The 23,211-nt window shown below is 64.0% G+C and carries 23 protein-coding genes; 15 read left to right on the top strand and 8 right to left on the bottom strand.

Annotated features, from left to right (window positions below; genetic code table 11):
- Positions 1-56: 56 nt before the first annotated feature.
- The 6 genes from lexA to PVE73_RS13470 all read right to left on the bottom strand — a co-directional run bounded on the left by lexA (position 57) and on the right by PVE73_RS13470 (position 6,309).
- Entirely contained in the window at positions 57-767 is a 711-nt protein-coding gene (lexA, locus tag PVE73_RS13445; protein WP_277362736.1) for a transcriptional repressor LexA, read from the bottom strand.
- A gap of 96 nt (positions 768-863) precedes the next feature.
- Positions 864-2,069 (bottom strand): gephyrin-like molybdotransferase Glp, encoded by a 1,206-nt coding sequence (glp, locus tag PVE73_RS13450; RefSeq protein ID WP_277362737.1) that lies wholly within the window; start codon positions 2,067-2,069, stop codon positions 864-866.
- A complete protein-coding gene (gene moaC, locus PVE73_RS13455; RefSeq protein WP_277362738.1) occupies positions 2,050-2,568 on the bottom strand; it encodes a cyclic pyranopterin monophosphate synthase MoaC in 519 nt (172 codons plus the stop codon). The genes glp and moaC overlap by 20 nt, the downstream gene beginning before the upstream one ends.
- A 1-nt stretch (position 2,569) precedes the next feature.
- Positions 2,570-3,385: an indole-3-glycerol phosphate synthase TrpC gene (gene trpC / locus PVE73_RS13460; RefSeq protein ID WP_277362739.1), complete on the bottom strand. Its 816-nt coding sequence runs from the start codon at positions 3,383-3,385 to the stop codon at positions 2,570-2,572.
- Positions 3,386-3,399: 14 nt separating this feature from the next.
- A complete protein-coding gene (gene trpD / locus PVE73_RS13465; RefSeq protein ID WP_277362740.1) occupies positions 3,400-4,416 on the bottom strand; it encodes an anthranilate phosphoribosyltransferase in 1,017 nt (338 codons plus the stop codon).
- 6 nt (positions 4,417-4,422) lie between these two features.
- Positions 4,423-6,309, bottom strand: a complete 1,887-nt coding sequence (locus PVE73_RS13470) for a peptidyl-prolyl cis-trans isomerase (RefSeq protein WP_277362741.1) — start codon at positions 6,307-6,309, stop codon at positions 4,423-4,425.
- Between the two features lie 156 nt (positions 6,310-6,465).
- Here PVE73_RS13470 and tpiA point away from each other — a divergent pair, with 156 nt between their 5' ends.
- The 15 genes from tpiA to PVE73_RS13545 all read left to right on the top strand — a co-directional run bounded on the left by tpiA (position 6,466) and on the right by PVE73_RS13545 (position 21,451).
- A complete protein-coding gene (tpiA, locus tag PVE73_RS13475) occupies positions 6,466-7,227 on the top strand; it encodes a triose-phosphate isomerase (protein WP_277362742.1) in 762 nt (253 codons plus the stop codon).
- A gap of 147 nt (positions 7,228-7,374) precedes the next feature.
- Complete coding sequence (gene secG, locus PVE73_RS13480; RefSeq protein ID WP_277362743.1) at positions 7,375-7,881, top strand: preprotein translocase subunit SecG; 507 nt, start codon at positions 7,375-7,377, stop codon at positions 7,879-7,881.
- 130 nt (positions 7,882-8,011) lie between these two features.
- Positions 8,012-9,649 carry a CTP synthase gene (locus PVE73_RS13485; RefSeq protein ID WP_277362744.1) on the top strand — a complete coding sequence of 546 codons (1,638 nt, stop codon included), beginning with the start codon at positions 8,012-8,014 and terminating at the stop codon, positions 9,647-9,649.
- A 93-nt stretch (positions 9,650-9,742) separates the two neighbouring features.
- Positions 9,743-10,645, top strand: a complete 903-nt coding sequence (locus tag PVE73_RS13490; RefSeq protein ID WP_277362745.1) for a VOC family protein — start codon at positions 9,743-9,745, stop codon at positions 10,643-10,645.
- Between the two features lie 11 nt (positions 10,646-10,656).
- Positions 10,657-11,487 carry a 3-deoxy-8-phosphooctulonate synthase gene (kdsA, locus tag PVE73_RS13495; protein ID WP_277362746.1) on the top strand — a complete coding sequence of 277 codons (831 nt, stop codon included), beginning with the start codon at positions 10,657-10,659 and terminating at the stop codon, positions 11,485-11,487.
- 95 nt (positions 11,488-11,582) lie between these two features.
- Positions 11,583-12,857, top strand: a complete 1,275-nt coding sequence (eno, locus tag PVE73_RS13500; RefSeq protein WP_277362747.1) for a phosphopyruvate hydratase — start codon at positions 11,583-11,585, stop codon at positions 12,855-12,857.
- Between the two features lie 73 nt (positions 12,858-12,930).
- On the top strand, positions 12,931-13,254 hold the full coding sequence (locus tag PVE73_RS13505; protein ID WP_277362748.1) for a septum formation initiator family protein: 324 nt from the start codon (positions 12,931-12,933) through the stop codon (positions 13,252-13,254).
- A 228-nt stretch (positions 13,255-13,482) separates the two neighbouring features.
- On the top strand, positions 13,483-14,577 hold the full coding sequence (gene pdhA, locus PVE73_RS13510) for a pyruvate dehydrogenase (acetyl-transferring) E1 component subunit alpha (protein WP_277362749.1): 1,095 nt from the start codon (positions 13,483-13,485) through the stop codon (positions 14,575-14,577).
- 15 nt (positions 14,578-14,592) lie between these two features.
- A complete protein-coding gene (locus PVE73_RS13515) occupies positions 14,593-15,990 on the top strand; it encodes a pyruvate dehydrogenase complex E1 component subunit beta (RefSeq protein WP_277362750.1) in 1,398 nt (465 codons plus the stop codon).
- A 12-nt stretch (positions 15,991-16,002) separates the two neighbouring features.
- A complete protein-coding gene (locus PVE73_RS13520; RefSeq protein ID WP_277362751.1) occupies positions 16,003-17,373 on the top strand; it encodes a pyruvate dehydrogenase complex dihydrolipoamide acetyltransferase in 1,371 nt (456 codons plus the stop codon).
- Positions 17,374-17,454: 81 nt separating this feature from the next.
- Positions 17,455-18,093 carry an SGNH/GDSL hydrolase family protein gene (locus PVE73_RS13525; protein WP_277362752.1) on the top strand — a complete coding sequence of 213 codons (639 nt, stop codon included), beginning with the start codon at positions 17,455-17,457 and terminating at the stop codon, positions 18,091-18,093.
- Positions 18,094-18,108: 15 nt separating this feature from the next.
- Positions 18,109-19,572: a dihydrolipoyl dehydrogenase gene (gene lpdA, locus PVE73_RS13530; RefSeq protein WP_277362753.1), complete on the top strand. Its 1,464-nt coding sequence runs from the start codon at positions 18,109-18,111 to the stop codon at positions 19,570-19,572.
- A gap of 70 nt (positions 19,573-19,642) precedes the next feature.
- The gene (locus tag PVE73_RS13535) at positions 19,643-19,897 is read left to right on the top strand and encodes a GlsB/YeaQ/YmgE family stress response membrane protein (protein WP_277362754.1); all 255 of its coding nucleotides are present in this window, start codon (positions 19,643-19,645) and stop codon (positions 19,895-19,897) included.
- Between the two features lie 117 nt (positions 19,898-20,014).
- Positions 20,015-20,986: a lipoyl synthase gene (gene lipA, locus PVE73_RS13540; RefSeq protein WP_277362755.1), complete on the top strand. Its 972-nt coding sequence runs from the start codon at positions 20,015-20,017 to the stop codon at positions 20,984-20,986.
- Between the two features lie 9 nt (positions 20,987-20,995).
- Positions 20,996-21,451, top strand: a complete 456-nt coding sequence (locus tag PVE73_RS13545; RefSeq protein ID WP_277362756.1) for a type II toxin-antitoxin system RatA family toxin — start codon at positions 20,996-20,998, stop codon at positions 21,449-21,451.
- Here PVE73_RS13545 and PVE73_RS13550 read toward each other — a convergent pair.
- Both PVE73_RS13550 and PVE73_RS13555 read right to left on the bottom strand, forming a co-directional pair.
- On the bottom strand, positions 21,433-21,930 hold the full coding sequence (locus tag PVE73_RS13550; RefSeq protein ID WP_277362757.1) for a CinA family protein: 498 nt from the start codon (positions 21,928-21,930) through the stop codon (positions 21,433-21,435). The two genes, PVE73_RS13545 and PVE73_RS13550, sit on opposite strands and share 19 nt — an antisense overlap.
- Positions 21,931-21,946: 16 nt before the next feature.
- A complete protein-coding gene (locus tag PVE73_RS13555; protein WP_277362758.1) occupies positions 21,947-23,182 on the bottom strand; it encodes a bifunctional 2-C-methyl-D-erythritol 4-phosphate cytidylyltransferase/2-C-methyl-D-erythritol 2,4-cyclodiphosphate synthase in 1,236 nt (411 codons plus the stop codon).
- Positions 23,183-23,211: the final 29 nt, after the last annotated feature.

Genomic DNA, 23,211 nt, shown 5'->3' on the forward strand with positions numbered 1-23,211 from the left:
ATTGAGCCCCGCGGCTCCATTCGCCGGCAGGGGCCCTTCTTTCAGACAGCAGCCGCTCAATAGCGGCGGATGAGGCCGACGAGCCGCCCCTGCACCTTCACGCGGTCAGGGCCAAAGATCCGTGTCTCATAGGCGGGGTTGGCCGCCTCGAGCGCGATCGATGCACCCTTGCGGCGGAAGCGCTTCAGCGTCGCTTCTTCGTCGTCCACGAGCGCCACGACGATATCGCCGGGATTGGCCGTCTGTGTCTGGCGGATAACGACCGTATCGCCGTCGAAAATTCCGGCTTCGACCATTGAATCGCCCTTGACTTCCAGGGCGTAGTGCTCGCCGCCCGTGATCATATCGGGCGGGACGCCGATCGAGTGCGTCCGGTGCTGGATGGCATCGATCGGCACACCCGCGGCGATGCGTCCCATCACCGGAATCGAGACCACACCCGTCTCGTCGTCATTGTTTGCGGCTGGCTTCGGAGCAGGCGCGCCGCGCCCCTGGCCGCCTTCGATGACACTGGGTGAGAATTTGCGCGGCGCCGCGAGCCCGGGAGCGATCGAATCGGGAAGCCTGAGCACCTCCAGAGCGCGTGCCCGGTTGGGCAGGCGGCGGATGAACCCGCGTTCCTCCAATGCTGTGATCAGCCGGTGGATGCCGGATTTGGAGGCCAGGTCGAGCGCCTCCTTCATTTCATCGAAAGAGGGCGGTATGCCGGTCTCCTTGAGACGGGCATGAATGAAAAGCAGCAACTCGTGCTGTTTGCGCGTGAGCATCTTTACCACCCGGAATCAGTCATAAACAAAACCAGAACATACACTATATGTTCGAGTTGTGTTCCGCAACAGTAAAGTGGCTTGGTATAAAAGCCCTTACCGGAGCATCAGCACCGTGCAGGACTCCCCGGCTTCGGCTGCGGGTGCATTCGGTTCGCGGACGACCAGCGCATTGGCCGCGGCGAGCGTGCTCAGCATGGAGGAGTCCTGCGTGTCGAAGGGTGCCGCGGTCAACCCGTCCGCGCTTTCCTCGACCCCCGCGCGCACATAGTCCTGCCTCTCGTCGTTCGCCTTCATCGCCTTGGTGAGGGTGGCCGTCCGCAAGTCGGGCCGGAATGGGCGGCCTGAAAGCCTGGCCACCATCGGGCGCAGGAAAAGATGGGCGCAGACGAGGCTGGAGACCGGATTGCCGGGCAGTCCCAGTACGCGCGCTTCTGCAAAGCGGCCGAACATCAGCGGCTTGCCAGGGCGCATGGCGATTTTCCAGAACGCAAGCTCCATGCCTTCCGCCGTGAGCACCGGCCGCACCAGGTCGTGCTCGCCGACGGACGCGCCGCCCAGCGTCACGATGATATCTGCACGTGCCGAAAGAGCCTTCTGGATCGCCGCAGCGATAGCGTCCTGCCTGTCCGGCACGATGCCGAGGTCCAGCACGCGTGCGCCATCGAGCCCTGCGAGTGCGCCGATGCCGAAATTGTTGGAAGCGACGATCTGGTCGGGACCCGGCACCACCTCCGGCGGCACGAGTTCGTCCCCCGTGGCGATGACGGCGACAAGCGGCCTGCGCACCACCGGCACCCGCGCATGTCCGGCGGCGGCGGCCAGCGACAGGGCTGCAGGATCGAGAAGCCGGCCTTGCGCGAGAATCGTTTCGCCCTCGCGGAAATCAAGGCCCGCGCGCCGGATGTGCCGGCCCGACGTCGCCGGCTCGAGGGCCTCGATACGGCCATTTTCAAGGGGCGACGCGTTTTCCTGGATGAGGATCGTGTCGGCTCCCTCGGGAACGGGGGCGCCGGTGAAGATGCGCACGGCTTCGCCCGGCTTTACACGGCCTTCGAAACGCCGACCGGCGGCCGATTCACCGATGACGGACAGTGTGGCGGGAGGAGATTCGATATCAGCGGCCCGGACGGCATAGCCGTCCATGGCGGAGGCGTTGAAGGGCGGCTGCGTGCGTTGGGCGTCAAGGTCGCCGGCAAGGGTGCGCCCGGCCGTTTCGGCCAGTGGCAGCACCTCGGCGGGAAGAGGCCTCATCCCCTCGAGCACGCGCGCGAGGGCTTCGTTAACGGGCAGCAGCGCCATGGTCCGCATCTCCGGCGCGCCAGATCCCCGATTTCCCCCCGGTCTTCTCGACGAGCCGGACATCGGTGATCACCATTGCCTTGTCGAGCGCCTTGGCCATGTCATAGATGGTGAGGCAGGCAACGGAGCAAGCGGTGAGCGCCTCCATCTCCACGCCGGTTTTGCCGGTCACACGCGCAAGCGCTTCGACCCTTAGCCCCGGCAAGGCCTCGTCCGGAACGATCTCGACCGCTACCTTCGTCAGGGCAAGTGGATGGCAGAGTGGGATCAGGTCATGCGTCTTCTTGGCGGCCATGATGCCTGCCAGGCGCGCAACCGCGATTACGTCGCCCTTCCTGGCGTCGCCGCTCAGGATCGCCTGCAGCGTTTCCGGCGCCATGACGACGGTTCCGGCCGCGATCGCCGTACGCTCCGTCTCCTGCTTGGCACCGACATCCACCATCTCGGCGCGCCCGTCGGCGCGAAGATGCGTGAGCCCGTTCTTCTCGCCGCCGGCCATGTCAGATCACCACCTGCACGCCGGGCTGCAACCCGAGGAGGTCTCGCGTCGCGCCAGCCACGTCGCCCTGACGCATCAGGCTTTCACCGACCAGGAAGGTCGAGATGCCGGCCTTTGCCATGCGCGCGCAGTCCGCGTGCGTGAAGATACCGCTCTCGCCCACGACGATGCGGTCGTCCGGCACCAGCGGTGCGAGCTTCTCGCTCGTCTCCAGCCTGGTCTCGAAGGTGCGCAGGTCGCGGTTATTGATGCCGATCAGCGGCGAAGAAAGCCGCAATGCCCGTTCCAACTCCCTTTCGTCGTGGACCTCGATCAGGACGTCCATATCGAGTTCGGTGGCCGTTTCCGCTAGCGTCTCGGCCTCGGCATCCGACACGCTCGCCATAATGATCAGGATGGCGTCTGCCCCCCAGGCGCGGGCCTCGAACACCTGATAGGGTTCGAACATGAAGTCCTTTCGCAGGGCGGGGAGGCCGGTGGCCATGCGCGCCTCGGTGAGGAATTCCGGCGCGCCCTGGAAAGAGGGACGATCGGTGAGGACCGAAAGGCAGGCAGCACCACCGCGTTCATAGGCCTTGGCCAGGGACGGCGGATCGAAATCGGCCCGGATGAGGCCCTTGGAGGGGCTCGCCTTCTTCACCTCCGCAATCAGCGCGAACGCGCCCGCCGCATGCCTGGCGCGCAGGGCAGAAGCGAAACCCCGCACGGGGTCCGCGTCGCGCGCACGCGCGGCGAGTTCGGCCTGGGGTAGGGCGGCCTTTGCCGCCGCGATCTCCTCGCGCTTGTAAGTCTCGATCTTTCGCAGGATGTCGGCCATGTCCCAGCCCGCCCTCAGGGTTTCCGGTTGGATACGGCGACGAGCTTTTCCAGCGCCGCCATGGCGCGGCCGCTGTCGATGGATTCGATGGCGAGCGCGAGCCCACCGCGCAACGTCTCGGCTTTTGCCGCCACCACCAACGCACCGGCGGCATTGAGCAGCGCGATGTCGCGATAGGCGTTCCTTTCCCCCTCGAGCACGCGGCGCAGGGCCTTGCCGTTGTGTTCGCCATCGCCGCCCTTGAGGTCCGCTGCGGCCGCCCTGGGCAGGTCCACCTCTTCCGGCGCCACGTCGAAGACGCGGACATTCCCGTTCTCGAGAGCGGCGACGCGAGTGGTCCCGGCAGTCGTCATCTCGTCGAGCCCGTCACCATGCACCACCCATGCCCTTTCGGCGCCGAGCTGTTTCAGCACGAGTGCGAGCGGCTCCACCCATTGCGGCGAGAAGACGCCGACGAGTTGGCGTTTCACGCCTGCCGGGTTGGAAAGCGGTCCGAGCAGATTGAAGATGGTGCGCGTGCCGAGCTCGACGCGCGTCGGTCCCACATGGCGCATGGCCGCGTGGTGGTTGGGTGCGAACATGAAGCCCACATTGGCTTCGGCTATGCAGGTTGCGATCTCTTCCGGCCCCGCTTCGATGTTGACACCGAGAGCCGTCAGGCTGTCGGCAGCGCCGGAACGGGAGGAAAGGGCACGGTTGCCGTGCTTGGCAACCGGCACGCCGCAGCCGGCGACAATGAAGGCCGCACAGGTGGAGACGTTGTAGGTGCCCGAAGCATCCCCCCCCGTGCCGACAATATCAACGGCACCTTCGGGGGCTGTCACCGGCAGCATCTTCGCACGCATGGTATCGACCGCGCCGCTGATCTCGTCGACGGTCTCGCCGCGCACGCGCAGCGCCATCAGGAATCCGCCGATCTGGCTCGGCGTCGCTTCCCCCGACATGATGATCTCGAAAGCCTGCCGCGCCTCGGCAAAACTGAGGGTGGAGCCGGACGCCACCTTGGCGATATGTGCCTTGAGGTCCACCATGGCCGATCAGAATGCCAGCGCCTGCTGCATTGCTGTCCTGTTCACAGTTACGCTCTGCTCGGCCTGGAGGCGCGTGACGAGCTGATTGAGCAGGTCGTTCTCCAGACCCTGGTTGATCGCATTCCTGACATCGTTCGGCAGCGACTCGGCCGTTGCCGCGGCGGGTTCGAACACCTCCGTCACCTGGAATATGAAACGCGCATCTCCCGCGGGGTTGGAGAAGATGCCGGTGCCGCCTTTGGCCACGCTGAAGACGGCTTCCACGCCGGCCTGGCCGAGATCCGCATCGCTGGCCTCACGCTTAAGGCCGCGCTTGACCACTTTCTCCTGGCCGATTTCGGCGGCGAGCTGATCGAGTGTCTTGCTGTTCTTCAGCTGTTCCTCGAGCTCCTTGGCACGTGCATCGAGCCGGGATGCCGCCTCCGCATCGGTCCAGTCGGCGAGGACACGGTCGCGCACTTCGGCGAAATCGCGGTCGCGGGCCGGTATGATCTCCGCAACTTCGTAGAAGAGGAAGCCGCTGCCGGTGAGATTGATCGGCGGATTTTCGACCCCGACTTCCGAATCGAAGGCCTCGCCGACCAGCGTGGGCAGATTGGGCGCGTTCTCGACGGGTGTCCCGTCAGGTTTGTTGCCCTGACGGTCGACCGCCGCGATCGTCCGCATCGTGAGCCGCAGCTTCTCCGCCGCTTCCTGCATGGTGTCGCCGCCAGCACGCGCATCCTCGTACTGGTCGTAGGTGTCGAGCAGAAGGCGATTGGCTTCATCGAGCGCCAGTTGCTGACGGATCTGCTCTCTCACCTCGTCGAGCGGCGTGACCGCCTCGGGGGTGATCTCCGTCACGCGCAGGAGCACCGGGCCGAACGAACCCTGAACCACGTCGCTCACCTGGTCCTTGGCGAGAGAGAAGGCGGCGTCCGAGATAGCTGGATCGGGAATGTCTGCGCGGGTCAGCGAACCGAGGCTCACATCCTCGATCTTCTTGCCCTGGCGCCCGACCAGGTCCTCGAAAGTGGTCCCCGTGCGCATGCTCTCACGCGCCGTGTTGGCCTCTTCCGTAGAGGCGAAGTTCAACTGCTCGATCGTTCGGCGCTCGGGCGTCGTGTACTGCGCACGATGCGCATTATAATACTCTTCGACCTGCTCGTCGGAGATGACGGACGGGTCCGCAATGTCCTCGGCCTCGAGCTTCACATATTCGACCTTGCGGTATTCGGGGGCGGCGTAGTCGGCCTTGTGCTCCTCGAACCACGTCTTGAGCTCCTCCTCGCTCGGCGGCTCTATCGGCTCGACGGCAGAGCGGGGCAGGGGCACATATTCCACGGTGCGGTCCTCGCCGCGATAGCGGGCGACGTTGCGCAGAAGCTCGTCGGGGGCGGAAACCCCCGTGGCGACGGCGTCCACGATCTGCTGGCGCGCAGCGGCCTGCTCGCGGTTCTTCAGGTAGTCCTCGGGGCGCATACCGACCCGGCTCAGCACGAATTCGAACTGGTTGCGGTCGAACCGCCCGTCGAGTCCGCGGAAGGCGGGATCGGCCGCAGTCAGTTCGGCAAGCTTGTCGCGCGATACGCCGAGCCCCATCTTGCGGGCCGTCTCGTCGAGCACGGCGCCGGCGGTGAGTTGCGAAAGAACCTGCTCGTCGATGCCGAAGGCAACCGCCTGCTCACGCGTCAGCCGGGTGCCCAACTGCTGCGACAGTTCGGCGATCCGGCGGTCATAGGCAAGGCGATAGTCCACCGCGGTGACAGTGGTGTCGCCGGCGGTGATCACCTCTCCATTGGTGCTCGTGAGCAGCGAGCCGGATATACCCCATACCGCGAAACTCAACACCAGAATTCCGAGCAGGAGCTTTGCGGCCCAGGTAGACGCGGCTTTTCTAAGGCTATCGAGCATGTCTTGATCTGTTATCCATCTGGTGAAAGTCGGACTTCTCCGACATGTTTTCAAGGTTCGGGAATAGCGCCCCGGAACACAGCTGTCGATTGCTTTGTGACGTCTTTTTGGTACTGAACCCTTCCAGCTTAACCGTTCAAGTCCTCGGAGGCACCCATGACGCCCGAAATCCGTCCTCTCATAGCAGGCAACTGGAAGATGCATGGAACCGCCGCTTCCCTGGGCGAGCTGAAAGCCATCTGCGAAGGTTTTGCTGCGGCTGTGGGCAGCGGTGCCGACGGGATCGTCTGTGTTCCGGCCACGCTTCTGGCGCGCGCCGCCGAAATAGCGGGGCGGACGCCGGTCGTGGTTGGCGGACAGGATTGCCATGCCAAGCAGAGCGGCGCCCATACCGGCGATATCTCCGCCGAGATGCTGGCCGATTGCGGCGCGACCCACGTGATCGTGGGACATTCGGAACGGCGCGCCGACCATGGGGAGAGCGACGACGACGTGGCGGCCAAGGCCGGAGCCGCTTGGCGCGCCGGCCTTGTCGCCATCATCTGCATCGGCGAGACCAGGGCGGAGCGGGAGGCGAGGCAGGCGCTTGCGGTTCTCTCCCGTCAGGTGACGGGCTCGGTGCCGGAAGGCGCCACCGCCGCCAACACCGTCGTCGCCTATGAACCCGTCTGGGCGATCGGCACCGGGCTCACTCCCACGAATGAGGATATAGCCGAGGCACATGCCCATTTGCGCGCCGAGCTTGAAAAAAAACTGGGAACGAGCGCCGTCGGAATGCGGCTTCTCTATGGTGGCTCCGTAAAGCCCGCCAACGCGAAGGAGCTGCTCTCTATCCTTAATGTGGACGGGGCGCTGATCGGGGGCGCAAGCCTCAAGGCGGAGGATTTCCTCGCGATCGCCAGGGCTGTGAAGGGGTGATCCGGCGGCGGTCACGCCATTTGCTTGCAATGTCGGGCGGTGCTCCTATCTGGAGCGAGTGCGGGGCTTGGAAAAGCGACGAAAGCCGTGTAATGAGCCGCGTCCGCGAGACGAGAACGCGGTCCGCGTCAGGCGCCGGAAGGAATCATGCAGACAATCATCATCGTCATTCATTTGCTTATCGTCGTCGCGCTGGTCGGCGTGGTCCTGATGCAGCGTTCGGAAGGCGGCGGGCTTGGAATCGGCGGTGGCTCCGGCTTCATGACGGCACGCGGCGCGGCGAACGCCCTGACGCGCACGACGGCAATTCTTGCCGCGGCCTTCTTCGCTACGTCGCTCGCGCTCTCGATTTACGCCCGTTATCAGGAGCGGCCTACCGATATCTTCGACCGGCTGCCGCAGGACCAAACGCAACCCGAGGGCACCGGCGGCGGCATTCTCGACCAGCTTGGAGGGAGCACGCCGCCCGCGCCCTCCGAAGAGCAGTCGCCTCCTGCGCAGACCGCTCCTGCCCCTGCGGAGCCGCAGAGCGCACCGGCGGGAGGGCAGACGGCCCCCGCTCCGGCGGAACCGCAGGCCGCGCCTTCCGGGCAATCGAGTGCGCCGGCTTCGCAGTCGGCCAATCCGGAATCGCAGGTGCCGACCGGGCAGTAGAGTCGCTTCCGGCGGAAGATTTCGCGGGCGGCCCAAAGCCGCCCGTGTGCATGCATTGAACCTTTATACGCAGAAAAGAAGCAGGCATGGGCATTTTGTTCTGGCGGAATCGCTCGCGTCGAGCTAAGCGATGAGTCCCATGGCGCGATATGTTTTCATAACCGGCGGCGTGGTTTCCTCTCTCGGTAAAGGCATTGCCTCGGCGGCACTCGGTGCGCTGCTGCAGGCACGCGGATACCGTGTCCGGCTGAGGAAGCTCGATCCCTATCTCAATGTCGATCCGGGCACGATGTCCCCGTACCAGCACGGCGAGGTCTTCGTCACCGACGACGGGGCCGAAACCGACCTTGATCTGGGCCACTACGAGCGCTTCACCGGCCGCTCGGCCAACAAGCGGGACAACATCACCACCGGCCGCATCTACCAGAACATCATCGAGAAGGAGCGGCGCGGCGATTATCTGGGCGCCACGGTGCAGGTGATCCCGCACGTCACCGACGAGATCAAGCAGTTCATCCTCGAAGGCAACGAGGAGTTCGACTTCGTGCTGTGCGAGATCGGCGGCACGGTGGGCGACATCGAGGCCATGCCCTTCCTCGAAGCCATCCGCCAGCTCGGCAACGAGTTGCCGCGCGGCAACGCAGTCTATATCCACCTGACGCTGATGCCATGGATTCCGGCGGCGGGCGAACTCAAGACCAAGCCGACGCAGCACTCGGTGAAGGAGCTGCGCTCCATAGGTATTGCGCCGGACATCCTGCTCGTGCGCGCCGACCGGCCGATCCCGAGCGAGGAGCGAAGGAAGCTCTCGCTCTTCTGCAATGTGCGCGAATCGGCCGTGATCCAGGCACTGGACGTGGCGCATATCTACGACGTCCCAATCGCCTATCACAAGGAAGGCCTCGATTCGGAAGTGCTTGCCGCCTTCGGCATCGATCCAGCACCCAAGCCGCGCATGGAGCGCTGGGAAGAGGTCTCGAACCGGATCCACAATCCCGAAGGCGAGGTGACGATCGCGATCGTCGGCAAGTATACCGGCCTCAAGGACGCCTATAAGTCGCTCAACGAGGCGCTCACCCATGGCGGAATCGCCAACCGCGTGCGCGTCAAGCTGGAATGGATCGAATCGGAGATCTTCGAGAAGGAGGATCCCGCGCCCTGGCTCGAGAAGGTGCACGGTATCCTCGTTCCCGGCGGGTTCGGCGAACGCGGCTCTGAGGGCAAGATCCTTGCGGCGAAATTCGCCCGAGAACGCGAGGTGCCCTATTTCGGCATCTGCTTCGGCATGCAGATGGCCTGCATCGAGGCGGCACGGTCGCTCGCCGGCATCGAGAATGCCTCCTCCACCGAGTTCGGCCCGACCGAGCAGCCGGTCGTCGGCCTGATGACCGAATGGCTGCGCGGCAACATGCTTGAAAAGAGGGCTGCCGCCGGCGATCTCGGTGGCACCATGCGGCTCGGCGCCTACGAGGCGCGGCTCGCCCCCGGCTCCAAGATCGCGGACGTCTATGGCAGCGAGGAGATTTCCGAGCGCCATCGCCACCGCTATGAGGTCAATATCGGTTACCGGGAGAAGCTTGAAGCCTGCGGGTTGGTCTTCGCCGGCCTTTCACCGGATGGCGTGCTGCCCGAGACGGTTGAATATCCGGACCATCCCTGGTTCATCGGTGTGCAATACCACCCGGAATTGAAGAGCCGGCCTTTCGAGCCGCATCCGCTGTTCGCCTCCTTTATCGCCGCGGCTGTGGAGCAGTCGCGGCTGGTGTGATGCGCTTATCGGCCGGTGGATTGCTGCTGCGATTGCATTTGAGCGGCCGACTGCTTAGTTGGATGTTATGTGGATCGTCCTGCGGAGCATTGAATGAAGCTCGATCATTGCGTGCTGCCGACGGCAAACCTAGCAGTGACACGAGAAAGACTTGCCGGTCTCGGCTTCACCGTGGCTCCTGACGCAGCACACCCCTTTGGCACCGCAAACTGTTGCGTCTTCTTCGAGGATGGAACCTATCTCGAACCGTTGGCCATCGCCGACGAAAACGCGGCACGGGATGCGATCGCCGACAACAACACCTTTGTCCTGCGCGACCGCCGGTTTCGGGAAGCCTGTGGTGAGGAAGGCTTTTCCGCGCTTGCCCTCGGCACGGTGGACGCGACCTCTGATCACGTTCGCTTCGTAGGCGAGCATCTCTCGGCGGGGCCACCGCTTTCATTCTCCAGGCCGTTCACCGACACCGATGGCACCCGTTCCGAGGCTTCGTTCAGGCTGGCCTTCGCTGCTTTGGGCTCCTGCCCCACGTTCTTCTTCACATGCGAGCGGGTGAATATGCCCGCCGCCGATCGTTCCTTCCTGCGGCATCACGAAAACCAGGTCCAAGGCATCTCGCGAATACTGGCGACGACTGCGGATCTGACCGCATCAGAAGCCTTTCTGACCTTGCTTTTCGAAACCGAGGCGGTCGGCGGTGTCTGGGCGTTTTCAAACGGGCTCGTTTCGCTTCTCGGGCCCGCGGATGCCGGGTACGCCTATCGCATCGATGCCGGCGACGGCGAGGATCTGCGCCTGCGCGGCATCGTCTTCCGCACGGTTTCTGCCAGTGCGATCGCCGAGCGCCTGGGCGTTGCGCAGGTCGTCCATACGATGCATAGAGGCCTGCTCGTGGTGCCGCCCGCATCAGGGCAGGGCGCGTATTTCATCTTAGAGGAGCCCGAGCGTTCCCCGGCCGATGCGCTTCTTAGCGTTCCAATTGGCGTTCCATCTTTCTGAAGGGCTAAACCATGACCCCTAATCCGCGGGTTGAAATCGGCCGGGCTGTATTCTCCAACAGTGCGCCTTTGGTACTGATTGCAGGCCCCTGCCAACTCGAGACGCGGGAACACGCCTTCGAAATGGCGGGCCGCCTCAAGGAACTGACCGAACAACTCGGCATCGGCTTCGTCTACAAGACCAGCTTCGACAAGGCGAACCGGACCTCGCTGTCGGGCCGGCGGGGGACGGGGCTCGACGCCGCGCTTCCGATCTTCGCCGATCTCCGGCGTGAACTGGGCGTTCCGGTACTGACCGATATCCATACGGAAGAACAGTGCGGCATCGTCGCGGATGTCGTGGATGTGCTGCAGATCCCGGCCTTCCTCTGCCGGCAGACGGACCTGCTGGTCGCCGCGGCCAAGACCGGCAAGGCCGTGAACGTGAAGAAGGGTCAGTTCCTCGCCCCCTGGGACATGAAGAACGTCGTGGCCAAGATCACGGATTCCGGCAATCTGAACGTGCTCACCACCGAGCGGGGTGTCTCCTTCGGCTACAACACGCTGGTCTCCGACATGCGCGCGCTTCCGCTGATGGCCGAGATCGGCGCGCCGGTGATCTTCGATGCCACCCATTCGGTGCAGCAGCCGGGCGGGCAGGGGAGTTCGTCGGGCGGCGAGCGGCGCTTCGTGGAAACGCTGGCGCGGGCGGCGGTCGCCGTCGGCGTGGCCGGCGTCTTCATCGAGACACACCAGGATCCCGACAAGGCGCCCTCCGACGGGCCGAACATGGTGCCTCTGGACAAGCTCCCGGCCCTTCTGGGACGGCTGATGGCCTTTGACCGGATAGCGAAGGCCGGTTGAGCGCTTCGCGCGTCACACGCATTGTCTTTTTTGCCGCGTAGGATAAGAGGGGCGCGACCTTTCCACGCTCCAACCCAAGCCGGAGGACAGTATCCATGACTGCCATTGTCGACATCGTCGGACGTGAAATCCTCGACAGCCGCGGCAATCCCACCGTCGAGGTCGATGTGGTCCTGGAGGACGGCTCGTTCGGCCGCGCCGCGGTTCCCTCCGGGGCTTCAACCGGAGCACACGAAGCCGTCGAACTGCGCGACGGCGGCACGCGTTATCTCGGCAAGGGCGTGATGCGCGCCGTCGAGGCCGTGAACGGCGAGATCTTCGAGGCGGTCGGGGGCCTGGAGGCGGAGGACCAGATCCATGTCGACCGCGCGATGATCGAGCTCGACGGCACGCCCAACAAGAGCCGGCTCGGTGCCAACGCGATCCTCGGCGTTTCCCTTGCGGTCGCGAAGGCGGCTGCCGCCGCTTCCGGCCTGCCGCTCTACCGCTATGTGGGGGGTGCGGCAGCGCACACCCTGCCGGTGCCGATGATGAACATCATCAATGGCGGTGCACATGCGGACAATCCGATCGACTTCCAGGAATTCATGGTCATGCCCGTCGGCGCGGAGACGCTGCGCGATGCGGTGCGCTGGGGCTCGGAAATCTTCCACACCCTGAAATCGGGGCTGAAGGCCGCCGGCCACAACACCAATGTGGGCGACGAAGGTGGTTTCGCGCCCAATCTGAAGGACGCCAAGGCCGCGCTCGACTTCATCACGGCCTCCGTCGAGAAGGCGGGCTTCAAGCCGGGCGAGGAGGTGGCGATCGCGCTCGATTGTGCTGCGACCGAGTTCTTCAAGGACGGCAAATATGTCTATGAAGGCGAGGGGCAGACGCGCGACGCGAAGGCGCAGGCCGAATATCTGGCGAAGCTCGCCGGCGACTATCCCATCATCTCCATCGAAGACGGCATGGCCGAGGACGATTTCGAGGGCTGGAAGGTGCTGACAGACCTCATCGGTGGCAAGGTGCAGCTTGTGGGCGACGATCTCTTCGTCACCAATGCCGCGCGCCTCAAGGACGGGATCAATATGGGCATTGCCAATTCGATCCTCGTCAAGGTCAATCAGATCGGCAGCCTCACCGAGACCTTGGAGGCGGTGGAAACCGCACACAAGGCCGCCTACACCGCCGTGATGTCGCACCGCTCCGGCGAGACGGAGGATTCCACCATCGCAGACCTCGCCGTCGCCACCAATTGCGGGCAGATCAAGACGGGTTCGCTCGCCCGATCCGACCGGTTGGCGAAGTACAACCAGCTCATCCGCATCGAGGAGCAGCTCGGGCGCGCCGCCCGCTATGCCGGCCGCTCCATCCTGCGCGGATGAGCCGTATCGGGAGGGACGGATAACCGTCCATTAAGCAAGCTGTGGTCACATGCGGCGAAAGGGAATTCGTCGCATGTGGACCCGCCATCATAAACGCCGCAACACGGGCCGGTTGATCGTTCCAGCGATCACCGCAGTCGTGCTCTCCTATTTCGGTTTCCATGCCTATCAAGGCACCTACGGGCTCAACGCCAAGGACAGGCTCGAGGCGCGTGTCGCGACGCTCGAAGCTGAACTGGACGGGCTGCGCGAAACGCGCGGGAAGCTCGAGGAGCGGCTCAGCCTTCTCGCCGGCGGGACCATCGAGAAGGACATGCTCGACGAGCAGGCTCGCAGGTCACTGAACTTCGCGAAGGAAAACGAAATCGTGATTTTCCGCAGACCGACAGCGTATTAACCGAAATCCAGTTAATCCAAAAATAGATAGCCGGAGTAATAAGTTAGCCGGCATAGCTGCCATGCATAAATCGCGTGGCGCCGTCGCTTGCGACGTGATAGCTTCCAGTCGCGAGGGAGGAACCGTGCTGTAGACGGACTCCTGCCGTGGACTACATGGAGGTCCTGCGGCAATATGCCGGGCCGATCGGGCCTGCCTGACGCCGAGACGATCTAGGGAGCGAAATAGATGGCGAGAGCCGCCACGAGAACCTCATCCAAATCGACTTCTGCAAAATCACCCGCCAAATCCAGGAGTGCTGCCGCCAAGGCGCCGGCGACGACGGTGACCGAAACGCCTCACTTGAGCGCGCCCGCCCCTGAGGAGTTCGACAAGGAGCGTGAGCTCCTCGCCTTGCGCGAGATGCTACTTATCCGACGATTCGAGGAGAAGGCCGGCCAGCTCTACGGAATGGGTTTCATCGGCGGCTTCTGCCATCTCTATATAGGCCAGGAAGCCGTCGTCATCGGTATGCAGATGACGATGAAGGAGGGCGATCAGGTCATCACCGGCTACCGTGATCATGGCCATATGCTGGCGACCGGCATGGATCCGCGCGGCGTGATGGCGGAGCTGACGGGGCGCCGCGGAGGCTACTCCAAAGGCAAGGGCGGTTCCATGCACATGTTCTCCAAGGAGAAGCATTTCTACGGCGGCCACGGCATCGTCGGCGCGCAGGTGCCGCTCGGCACGGGGCTCGCGCTTGCCAATCGTTATCGCGGCAATGACAGCGTCTCCGTTACCTATTTCGGCGATGGCGCGGCCAACCAGGGCCAGGTCTACGAAAGCTTCAACATGGCATCGCTGTGGAAGCTGCCGGTCGTCTACATCATCGAGAACAACCGCTATGCCATGGGCACGGCCGTCTCGCGCTCCTCGGCCGAGACCAATTTCGCCCATCGCGGCCTCTCCTTTAAAATCCCCGGCATCCAGGTCGACGGCATGGACGTGCGCGCAGTGAAGGCGGCCGGCGACATGGCGGTGGAGTGGTGCCGTTCCGGCAAGGGGCCGATCATTCTGGAGATGCAGACCTACCGCTATCGCGGGCACTCGATGTCGGATCCGGCGAAATACCGGTCCAAGGATGAAGTGCAGAAGATGCGCTCCGAGCATGACCCGATCGAGCAGGTGCGCAAGCGACTCCTGGACAAGAAGTGGGCGAGCGAGGACGAACTGAAGGGCGTGGACAAGGAGGTGCGCGACATCGTTGCCGGTGCGGCGGATTTCGCGCAGTCCGATCCCGAGCCGGATCCGTCCGAGCTCTATACCGACATCGTGCTTTAAGGGGGGAGTGCACCTATGCCCACGCAAATTCTCATGCCTGCTCTCTCTCCGACCATGGAGGAGGGCAACCTCGCCAAATGGCTGAAGAAGGAAGGTGACAAGGTCGCGCCCGGCGATGTGATCGCCGAGATCGAGACAGACAAGGCCACCATGGAAGTGGAAGCCATCGACGAGGGGACGATCGGCAAGATCCTGGTCGACGAGGGCGCGCAGGGCGTGCGCGTGAACACGCCCATCGCCGTGCTGCTCGCCGACGGCGAGAGCGCCGACGAGATCGGGCAGGCCGAAGCCGCTCCGCCCGCCCAGGCGCAGCCGCCCGCCGAGGAGCCGGCGTCGCAGAAGACCGAGCCCACGCCGCAGCCGGCCGCGGCACCCAAAGCCGCCACCCAGCCCATGCCGCCCGACCCCGACATACCCGAGGGCACGGAGATGGTGCAGGCGACTGTGCGCGAGGCGTTGCGTGACGCTATGGCCGAGGAGATGCGCCGCGACGGGGACGTCTTCGTCATGGGCGAGGAGGTCGCCGAATATCAGGGCGCCTACAAGGTCACCCAGGGCCTGCTGCAGGAGTTCGGCGACAAACGCGTCATCGACACGCCGATCACCGAGCACGGTTTCGCCGGCGTGGGTATCGGCGCCGCCTTCGCGGGCTTGAAGCCCATCGTCGAGTTCATGACCTTCAATTTCGCGATGCAGGCGATGGACCAACTCGTCAACTCGGCCGCCAAGACCCTCTACATGGCTGGCGGGCAGATGGGCGCTTCCATCGTCTTCCGCGGCCCGAATGGTGCTGCCGCGCGCGTGGCCGCCCAGCACAGCCAGGACTATGCGGCCTGGTACAGCCACATACCCGGTCTCAAGGTCGTGATGCCCTACACGGCGGCCGACGCGAAGGGCTTGCTGAAGGCCGCGATCCGCGATCCCAATCCGATCATCTTCCTCGAGAACGAAATCCTCTACGGTCAGAGTTTCGAGGTGCCGAAGCTCGACGATTTCGTGCTGCCGATCGGCAAGGCGCGCATTCACAAGAGCGGCAAGGATGCCACCATCGTCTCCTTCGGGATCGGCATGACCTACGCGGTCAAGGCCGAGGAGGAACTGCGCGGGATGGGCATCGACGTCGAGATCATCGATTTGAGGACCATCCGGCCGATGGATCTCGATACGGTGATCGAATCGGTGAAGAAGACCAACCGGCTGGTCACCGTGGAGGAGGGATTCCCGCAGTCCTCCGTCGGCGACTTCATCGCCAGCCAGGTGATGCAACGCGCGTTCGACCATCTCGACGCGCCTGTCATCACGATCGCGGGCAAGGATGTGCCGATGCCCTATGCCGCCAATCTGGAGAAGCTGGCGCTGCCCAGCGTCGCAGAGGTCGTCGAGGCGGTGAAAGCCGTCACCTACCGGGCCTGAGGAGGAGAGCAGATGCCGATTCAGATCACCATGCCGGCCCTCTCGCCCACCATGGAGGAGGGCAATCTCGCCAAGTGGCTCGTCAAGGAGGGGGACAGCGTTTCGGCCGGCGACGTGATCGCCGAGATCGAGACCGACAAGGCCACCATGGAGGTGGAGGCCGTCGACGAGGGTACCGTCGCCAAGATCGTCGTACCGGAGGGTACGGAGGGCGTGAAGGTGAACGCGCTGATCGCCGTTCTGGCTGAAGAAGGCGAGGATGTGGCGGAGGCGGCCAAGGCTGCCGGCAACGGCGCTGAAGCCGCGCCGAAGTCGGAGGCGAAGAAGACGGAAGCGCCTGCTGCTCCACAGGAAGCGCCGGCAAGGCAGCCGGTAGGGAATGGCGAAGCGGCGACCGGACCTGCCCCCACGGCCGCTGAACCGGTGAAAGCGCCTGCGGCCGGCACGAAGGATGGCCGCGTCTTCGCCTCGCCGCTCGCCCGCCGCATCGCCAAGGATGCTGGCCTCGATCTTGCCGCGGTCTCCGGCTCCGGCCCGCACGGCCGGGTGGTGAAGGCGGATGTCGAGACCGCCATCGAAAAGGGCGCTCCGTCCGCCAGGGCGCCCGAGGCACCGGCGCCGGCTCCGAAGCCCATGTCGGACGAGGCGGTGCTCAAGCTCTTCGAGGAAGGCTCCTACGAACTCGTCCCGCACGATGGCATGCGCAAGACGATCGCGCGCAGGCTGGTGGAGGCGAAGAGCACGATCCCGCATTTCTATCTCACGCTGGACTGCGAGATCGATGCGCTGTTGGCGCTCCGCAAGCAACTCAACGACGCCGCCCCGGTGGTGAAGACCGAGGACGGCGAGAAGCCCGGCTACAAGCTTTCCGTCAACGACATGATCATCAAGGCGATGGCGCTGGCGCTCAAGGCGGTGCCGGAGGCGAACGTCTCGTGGACCGAGAGCGCGATGGTCAAGCACAAGCATGCCGATGTCGGCGTGGCAGTGTCGATCCCTGGCGGGCTGATAACACCCATTGTCCGCCGGGCGGACGAGAAGACGCTGTCCGTCATCTCCAACGAGATGAAGGACCTCGCCGGGCGCGCCCGCAACCGCAAGCTGAAGCCGGAGGAATACCAGGGCGGCACGACGGCCGTTTCCAATCTCGGCATGTTCGGCATCAAGGACTTTGCCGCCGTGATCAACCCTCCGCATGCGACGATCCTGGCGGTCGGCACCGGCGAGGAGCGGGCTGTCGTGAAGAACGGCGAGATCAAGGCCGCCACCATCATGTCCGTGACGCTTTCGACCGACCACCGTGCGGTGGACGGGGCATTGGGGGCGGAACTGCTCGTGGCGTTCCAGAAGCTGATCGAGAACCCGTTCGGAATGCTGGTCTAGGTGCCGGCTTGTCCCTCCCCCTTGCGGGGAGGGTGGACAGCCGCCGAAAGGCGGTTTGGGGGAGTTGGAAAGGTCGCGTCCATGAAGAACATCCTTTGTTACGGCGACTCGCTGACCTTCGGCCACAATGCCGAAGACCCCGGCAGGCATCCCTATGAGGATCGTTGGCCGTCGGTGTTGCAGGCGCGCCTTGGGGATGAGGCCCGGGTGATTGCCGAGGGGCTCGGCGGCCGCACGACGGCTTTTGACGATTGGGTCGCAGGCGCGGACCGGAACGGCGCGCGCATCCTGCCCACTCTCCTTGCGACCCACGCCCCGCTCGATCTCGTCATCATCATGCTGGGGACCAACGACATGAAGCCGTTCGTTTGCGGGCGCGCCATCGGCGCCAAGCAAGGAATGGAGCGGCTCATCCAGATTATCCGTGGGCACCCTTATTCCTTCGACTACAAGGTGCCGGCGATCCTCCTTGTTGCGCCGCCGCCGCTGTGCGCGACCGAGAACAGCGATTTCGCCGCCATGTTCGAAGGCGGCGTCGCCGAATCGCGGAAGCTCGCGCCGCTCTATGCCGCGCTGGCGCAGCAGGTCGGATGCGGCTTTTTCGATGCCGGTACGGTGGCGAAGACGACATCCATCGACGGCGTCCACCTGGATGCGGAAAACACGCGCGCCATCGGCACTGGCCTGGAGCCGGTGGTCCGGCAGGCGCTCGGATTGTGATCGAAGGAGTTTTGCGTGGCTGATACCTACGACGTCATCATCATCGGCTCCGGTCCGGGCGGCTATGTCACGGCCGTGCGGTCGGCCCAACTGGGCTTCAAGACCGCGATCGTCGAGCGCGAGCACTTGGGCGGCATCTGCCTCAACTGGGGCTGCATTCCCACCAAGGCGTTGCTGCGGTCGGCGGAGATCCTGCACTATGCCCAGCACGCTGGAGATTACGGCCTGAAGCTCGACGGCTCGATCAAGCCCGATCCCGCCGCGGTGGTCGAGCGTTCCCGCAAGGTCTCGGGTCGGCTCAACAATGGCGTCAGCTTCCTCATGAAGAAGAACAAGGTCGACATCATCTGGGGAGAAGCGAAAATTTCCAAGGCTTCGAAGGGCAACGAGCCAGGCGAGATCGTCGTATCGAAGTCCAGCAAGAAACCCATGGAGCCTCAACCGCCGGCGCCGAAGAGCACGCTGGCCGAAGGCACGTATAAGGCCAGGCACATCATCCTCGCCACGGGTGCGCGGCCTCGGGTCCTGCCGGGAATCGAGCCGGACGGCAAGCTGATCTGGACCTATTTCGAGGCGATGGTGCCGAAGGACATTCCCAAATCGCTCATCGTGATGGGTTCGGGAGCCATCGGCATCGAATTCGCCAGCTTTTACCGCACCATAGGCGCAGATGTGACGGTTGTGGAACTCCTCCCCCAGATTCTGCCCGTGGAGGACGCCGAGATTTCCAAACTCGCCCGCCGCCAGCTCGAGAAGCAGGGGATCAAGTTCCACGTCGAAGCCAAGGTTACAAAGGTGGAGAAGGGCACGAATCAGGTGTCGGCACATGTGGAGATGAAGGACGGGAGGGTGGAGAAGATCACCGCCGATCGCCTGATCTCCGCTGTCGGCGTGCAGGGCAATGTCGAGAATCTCGGACTTGAGGAACTCGGCGTGAAGGTCGAGCGCGGGACTGTCGCCGTCGACGGCTACGGCGGGACGAACGTGCCGGGTATCTATGCGATCGGCGATGTCGCCGGCCCGCCGATGCTCGCCCACAAGGCCGAGCACGAGGGCGTGATCTGCGTCGAGAAGATCGCCGGCGTCCCCGGCGTCCATGCTCTCGACAAGGGCAGGATACCCGGTTGCACCTATTGCCAGCCGCAGGTCGCCTCCGTCGGCCTGACGGAAGAGAAGGCACGGGAACTCGGGCGGGACATAAGAGTTGGACGGTTCCAGTTCGCGGCCAACGGCAAGGCTATTGCCCTCGGGGAAGATCAGGGGCTCATCAAGACCATTCTCGACAAGAAGACCGGGGAGCTTCTCGGCGCGCATATGGTGGGTGCAGAAGTAACAGAACTCATCCAGGGATTTGTTGTCGCTATGAATCTCGAAACCACGGAAGAAGAACTTATGCACACCGTCTTCCCACACCCCACGCTTTCGGAGATGATGAAAGAGAGCGTGCTCGACGCCTATGGCCGATCGCTGAACGCTTGATGGGTGGCTTGGAAAGAACCGGGCCGATCATCTGGATTATTGATTCGCAACCAAAGTAGGGAGACTTCGTATGGAGGGTCTTGGTTGGATTTTGACTATTATCGTCGGCGGACTTGCCGGATGGATTGCCGAGAAGATCATGAAGACCGATACCGGTCTTCTTGTGAATATCATTATCGGTATTCTCGGCGCCGTTGTTCTTAATGCCATTCTTGTTGCAATCCTTGGCTATACCTTCGGCGGCGTCATCGGGCAGCTCGTCGTCGCCATCATTGGTGCGTGCATTCTCATCTGGCTGTACCGCCTGATTCGCGGCCGCTCCTAAGGCTGCCATGCGAATATGGCCCGCCTGCTATCCCGGCAGGCGGGCTTTTGCCGACCACGGGAGCGCCTATATGAAGGCGAGCGTGAAAAGGCCGGCAGATAGAAAGCAGAGGAAGTGATGGTCACTGTTCTGGATACCGTCTCGGCGAAGCCGCGCTCCCGCCACCCGGAAAAGGCGCACCGGCCCGACCAGGAGGTGCTGAGGAAGCCTGACTGGATCCGCGTCAAGGCGCCGACCTCCAAGGGGTACCTGGAAACGCGCCAAATCGTGAAGACCAACAGGCTCGTCACGGTGTGCGAGGAGGCGGGTTGCCCCAATATCGGCGAATGCTGGGACAAGAAGCACGCCACCTTCATGATCATGGGCGAGATCTGCACGCGCGCCTGTGCCTTCTGCAACGTGGCGACGGGCATTCCGGGGCCGCTTGATGCCGAAGAGCCGGCCAATGTGGCCAAGGCCGTTCGCGAGATGGGGTTAAACCACGTCGTCATCACCTCCGTCGATCGCGATGATCTGAAGGACGGCGGTGCGCAACACTTCGCCGAAGTCATCCACGCGATCCGCGACGTCGCGCCGGCCACGACGATCGAGATCCTGACGCCCGATTTCCTGCGCAAGGAAGGCGCGCTGGAGGTGGTGGTCGCGGCCAAGCCCGACGTCTTCAACCACAATCTGGAAACGGTCCCCTCGAAGTACCTGACGGTACGCCCCGGGGCCCGCTATTTCCACTCCATCCGGCTCCTGCAGCAGGTGAAGGAGATCGACCCCACGCTCTTCACCAAGTCCGGCATCATGGTGGGGCTCGGCGAGGAGCGCAACGAGGTGCTGCAACTCATGGACGACCTGCGTTCGGCCGATGTCGACTTCATCACCATCGGGCAATACCTGCAGCCCACCCGCAAGCACCACCCGGTGAAGAAGTTCGTGACGCCGGAGGAGTTCAAGTCCTACGAGACGGTCGCCTATACCAAGGGCTTCCTTATGGTCTCGTCGAGCCCGCTCACGCGCTCCTCCCACCATGCGGGCGAAGACTTTGCCCGGCTTCGTGCCGCGCGCGAGGCACGTCTCTCGCTGGCGAAAACCGCATAACCGCTCTCCATGCCGAAACATGAGACCGTCCGCAGGGTCAATCATCCGCCCGACCAGATGTTCGCCCTCGTCGCCGATATCGAGACCTATCCGGAATTCGTTCCGATGTGCGAGGCGCTGACCGTTCGCTCACGCAAGGAACGCGAGGGCATCACCATCCTCGTCGCCGATATGACGGTGGGCTACAAGGCGATCCGGGAGACCTTTACGAGCCAGGTGGTGCTGAAGCCCGCCGAGCGCGTCATCGACGTGCGCTATATAGACGGGCCGTTCCGTTTCCTTCAGAACCACTGGCGGTTCGATCCGGTGGACGAAAAGCAGTGTGACGTCCATTTCTTCATCGAATACGAATTCAAGAGCCGGATGCTCGGCATGCTGATGGGCGCAATGTTCGACCGCGCCTTCCGCATGTTTTCCGAAGCATTCGAGAAGCGGGCGGACGTGGTCTACGGGCGGACCGCCTGAACGGCATCGAGAAGAAGCTGCAGCGCCGTCGCCGTGCTGTCCCGACGCACCAGGGCACGGCCCAGGCCGGCAAACTGCCGCTTCTCCGCCCGCGGCTCTTTTCCCTTGACGGCCAGTCCGAACCAGACGAGTCCGACCGGTTTTTCCGGGGTGCCGCCGCCGGGGCCGGCGACGCCGGTGATCGATACGGCAATGTCGGCATGGGAGCGGGCGAGGGCGCCCGCGGCCATCTCACGCGCGGTTTCGGCCGAAACGGCACCGTGGGCGGCAAGCGTCTCCTTGGAGACGCCCAGCATTTCGGCCTTGGCCTCGTTGGAATAGGTGACGAAACCCCGCTCGAAGATGTTCGAGGCGCCCACAATATCGGTGATGGCGGCGCTCACCATGCCGCCGGTGCAGGATTCAGCCGTGGTGAGCTTGAGCCCGCGCTCCTCACAGGCGCGCAGGATCTTGGTTGCCAACATCTCGATGTCGCTCATGGAAAAACCCCGAAGATCAGTCTTTCAGAGGACCGGGAAAGACGACCGTCGCCGTGGCGATGGCCGCAATCCCCTCCGCGCGGCCGATGAAGCCGAGTCCTTCATTGGTCGTCGCCTTCACCGAAACGCGCTCGGGCGAAATCCGCAGCATCCCGGAAAGTTCCGCGACCATTGCGGCGCGGTGAGGCCCGACGCGCGGTGCTTCGCCGATCACGGTGATATCGGCGTTGGCGATGCGCCCGCCGCGTTCGCGAACAAGGTTTGCCGCGTGCTCCACGAAGGTGCGGGAGCGCATGCCCTTCCATTGCGGATCGGACGGCGGGAAATGGGTGCCGATGTCGCCCGCGCCGCAGGTGGCAAGCAACGCATCCGTGAGGGCATGCAGGCCGACATCGGCATCCGAATGGCCCTCGAGCGTCCTTTCATGAGGAATATCGATGCCGCAGAGGGTCACGTGGTCGCCCGGACCGAAGGCATGGACGTCATATCCGTTGCCCGTGCGAACGTCCGGCAGGCCTGCCATGGCCGCTCCTCCCAACCGTTGGTCCGCAAGCGCGATATCCCGCGCCCACGTCATCTTGACGTTGTCCGGCGAGCCTTCGACGAGACGCACCGGCAGGCCTGCCCATTCGGCAATGGCCGCATCGTCGGTGAAGTCCGAGCGGCCGGCCCGCCAAGCCTTCTGATGTGCTTCGAAAATCGGGCGGAAGGGGAAGCCTTGGGGCGTCTGTGCCGCAAACAGACCGTCGCGGTGGACCGTGCCGGCGACCAGCATGTCGTCCCCCCGTCGCTTCAGCGTGTCCGAAACCGGCACGGCGGGCAGGGCGCCCGTGCCTTCACCGGCGGTGTCGATGACGCGGCCGATCAGCGGCGCATCGATGAAGGGGCGGACACCATCATGGATGAGAACGATCTCCGGCTGCAGCCCTTCCAGGGTCACGAGGGCGAGACGGGTCGATTCCTGCCGCGAAGCGCCGCCATGGACCATGCGAACATCGCAATCCAACCCCTCGCAAGCCTTGGTAAACATGGCGTCGTCGTCGGGGTGGATCGCGACGACGATGACGCTGACCCGATCATGCGCCACGAGTGCTTCGAGCGTGTGCCGGATGACGGGCTTGCCACCGATGAGCCGATACTGCTTCGGCCCTTCCCCGGCCTGGCCGGCGCGCTCGCCGCGGCCCGCGGCGACCACCACTGCGGCAACACGGCACTTGGCAAACCGATCTTCTTGGTCGAGAAACGCGTTCATGGGGCAGAGGGATAATCACGCCGGATTTG

It is taken from the genome of Chelativorans sp. AA-79, assembly GCF_029457495.1.
Classification (GTDB): domain Bacteria; phylum Pseudomonadota; class Alphaproteobacteria; order Rhizobiales; family Rhizobiaceae; genus Chelativorans.

Excerpts from the sequence above, each read along its gene's own strand:
- PVE73_RS13470 (WP_277362741.1), bottom strand. The coding sequence starts at position 6,309 with ATGCTCGATAGCCTTAGAAAAGCCGCGTCTACCTGGGCCGCAAAGCTC.
- PVE73_RS13485 (WP_277362744.1), top strand. The coding sequence starts at position 8,012 with ATGAGTCCCATGGCGCGATATGTTTTCATAACCGGCGGCGTGGTTTCC.
- trpD (WP_277362740.1), bottom strand. The coding sequence starts at position 4,416 with ATGGTGGACCTCAAGGCACATATCGCCAAGGTGGCGTCCGGCTCCACC.
- PVE73_RS13490 (WP_277362745.1), top strand. The coding sequence starts at position 9,743 with ATGAAGCTCGATCATTGCGTGCTGCCGACGGCAAACCTAGCAGTGACA.
- PVE73_RS13520 (WP_277362751.1), top strand. The coding sequence starts at position 16,003 with ATGCCGATTCAGATCACCATGCCGGCCCTCTCGCCCACCATGGAGGAG.
- secG (WP_277362743.1), top strand. The coding sequence starts at position 7,375 with ATGCAGACAATCATCATCGTCATTCATTTGCTTATCGTCGTCGCGCTG.
- moaC (WP_277362738.1), bottom strand. The coding sequence starts at position 2,568 with ATGGCCGGCGGCGAGAAGAACGGGCTCACGCATCTTCGCGCCGACGGG.
- kdsA (WP_277362746.1), top strand. The coding sequence starts at position 10,657 with ATGACCCCTAATCCGCGGGTTGAAATCGGCCGGGCTGTATTCTCCAAC.
- lipA (WP_277362755.1), top strand. The coding sequence starts at position 20,015 with ATGGTCACTGTTCTGGATACCGTCTCGGCGAAGCCGCGCTCCCGCCAC.
- PVE73_RS13535 (WP_277362754.1), top strand. The coding sequence starts at position 19,643 with ATGGAGGGTCTTGGTTGGATTTTGACTATTATCGTCGGCGGACTTGCC.
- PVE73_RS13525 (WP_277362752.1), top strand. The coding sequence starts at position 17,455 with ATGAAGAACATCCTTTGTTACGGCGACTCGCTGACCTTCGGCCACAAT.
- PVE73_RS13555 (WP_277362758.1), bottom strand. The coding sequence starts at position 23,182 with ATGAACGCGTTTCTCGACCAAGAAGATCGGTTTGCCAAGTGCCGTGTT.
- PVE73_RS13550 (WP_277362757.1), bottom strand. The coding sequence starts at position 21,930 with ATGAGCGACATCGAGATGTTGGCAACCAAGATCCTGCGCGCCTGTGAG.
- eno (WP_277362747.1), top strand. The coding sequence starts at position 11,583 with ATGACTGCCATTGTCGACATCGTCGGACGTGAAATCCTCGACAGCCGC.
- lexA (WP_277362736.1), bottom strand. The coding sequence starts at position 767 with ATGCTCACGCGCAAACAGCACGAGTTGCTGCTTTTCATTCATGCCCGT.
- trpC (WP_277362739.1), bottom strand. The coding sequence starts at position 3,385 with ATGGCCGACATCCTGCGAAAGATCGAGACTTACAAGCGCGAGGAGATC.
- PVE73_RS13545 (WP_277362756.1), top strand. The coding sequence starts at position 20,996 with ATGCCGAAACATGAGACCGTCCGCAGGGTCAATCATCCGCCCGACCAG.
- PVE73_RS13505 (WP_277362748.1), top strand. The coding sequence starts at position 12,931 with ATGTGGACCCGCCATCATAAACGCCGCAACACGGGCCGGTTGATCGTT.
- PVE73_RS13515 (WP_277362750.1), top strand. The coding sequence starts at position 14,593 with ATGCCCACGCAAATTCTCATGCCTGCTCTCTCTCCGACCATGGAGGAG.
- glp (WP_277362737.1), bottom strand. The coding sequence starts at position 2,069 with ATGGCGCTGCTGCCCGTTAACGAAGCCCTCGCGCGCGTGCTCGAGGGG.
- pdhA (WP_277362749.1), top strand. The coding sequence starts at position 13,483 with ATGGCGAGAGCCGCCACGAGAACCTCATCCAAATCGACTTCTGCAAAA.
- tpiA (WP_277362742.1), top strand. The coding sequence starts at position 6,466 with ATGACGCCCGAAATCCGTCCTCTCATAGCAGGCAACTGGAAGATGCAT.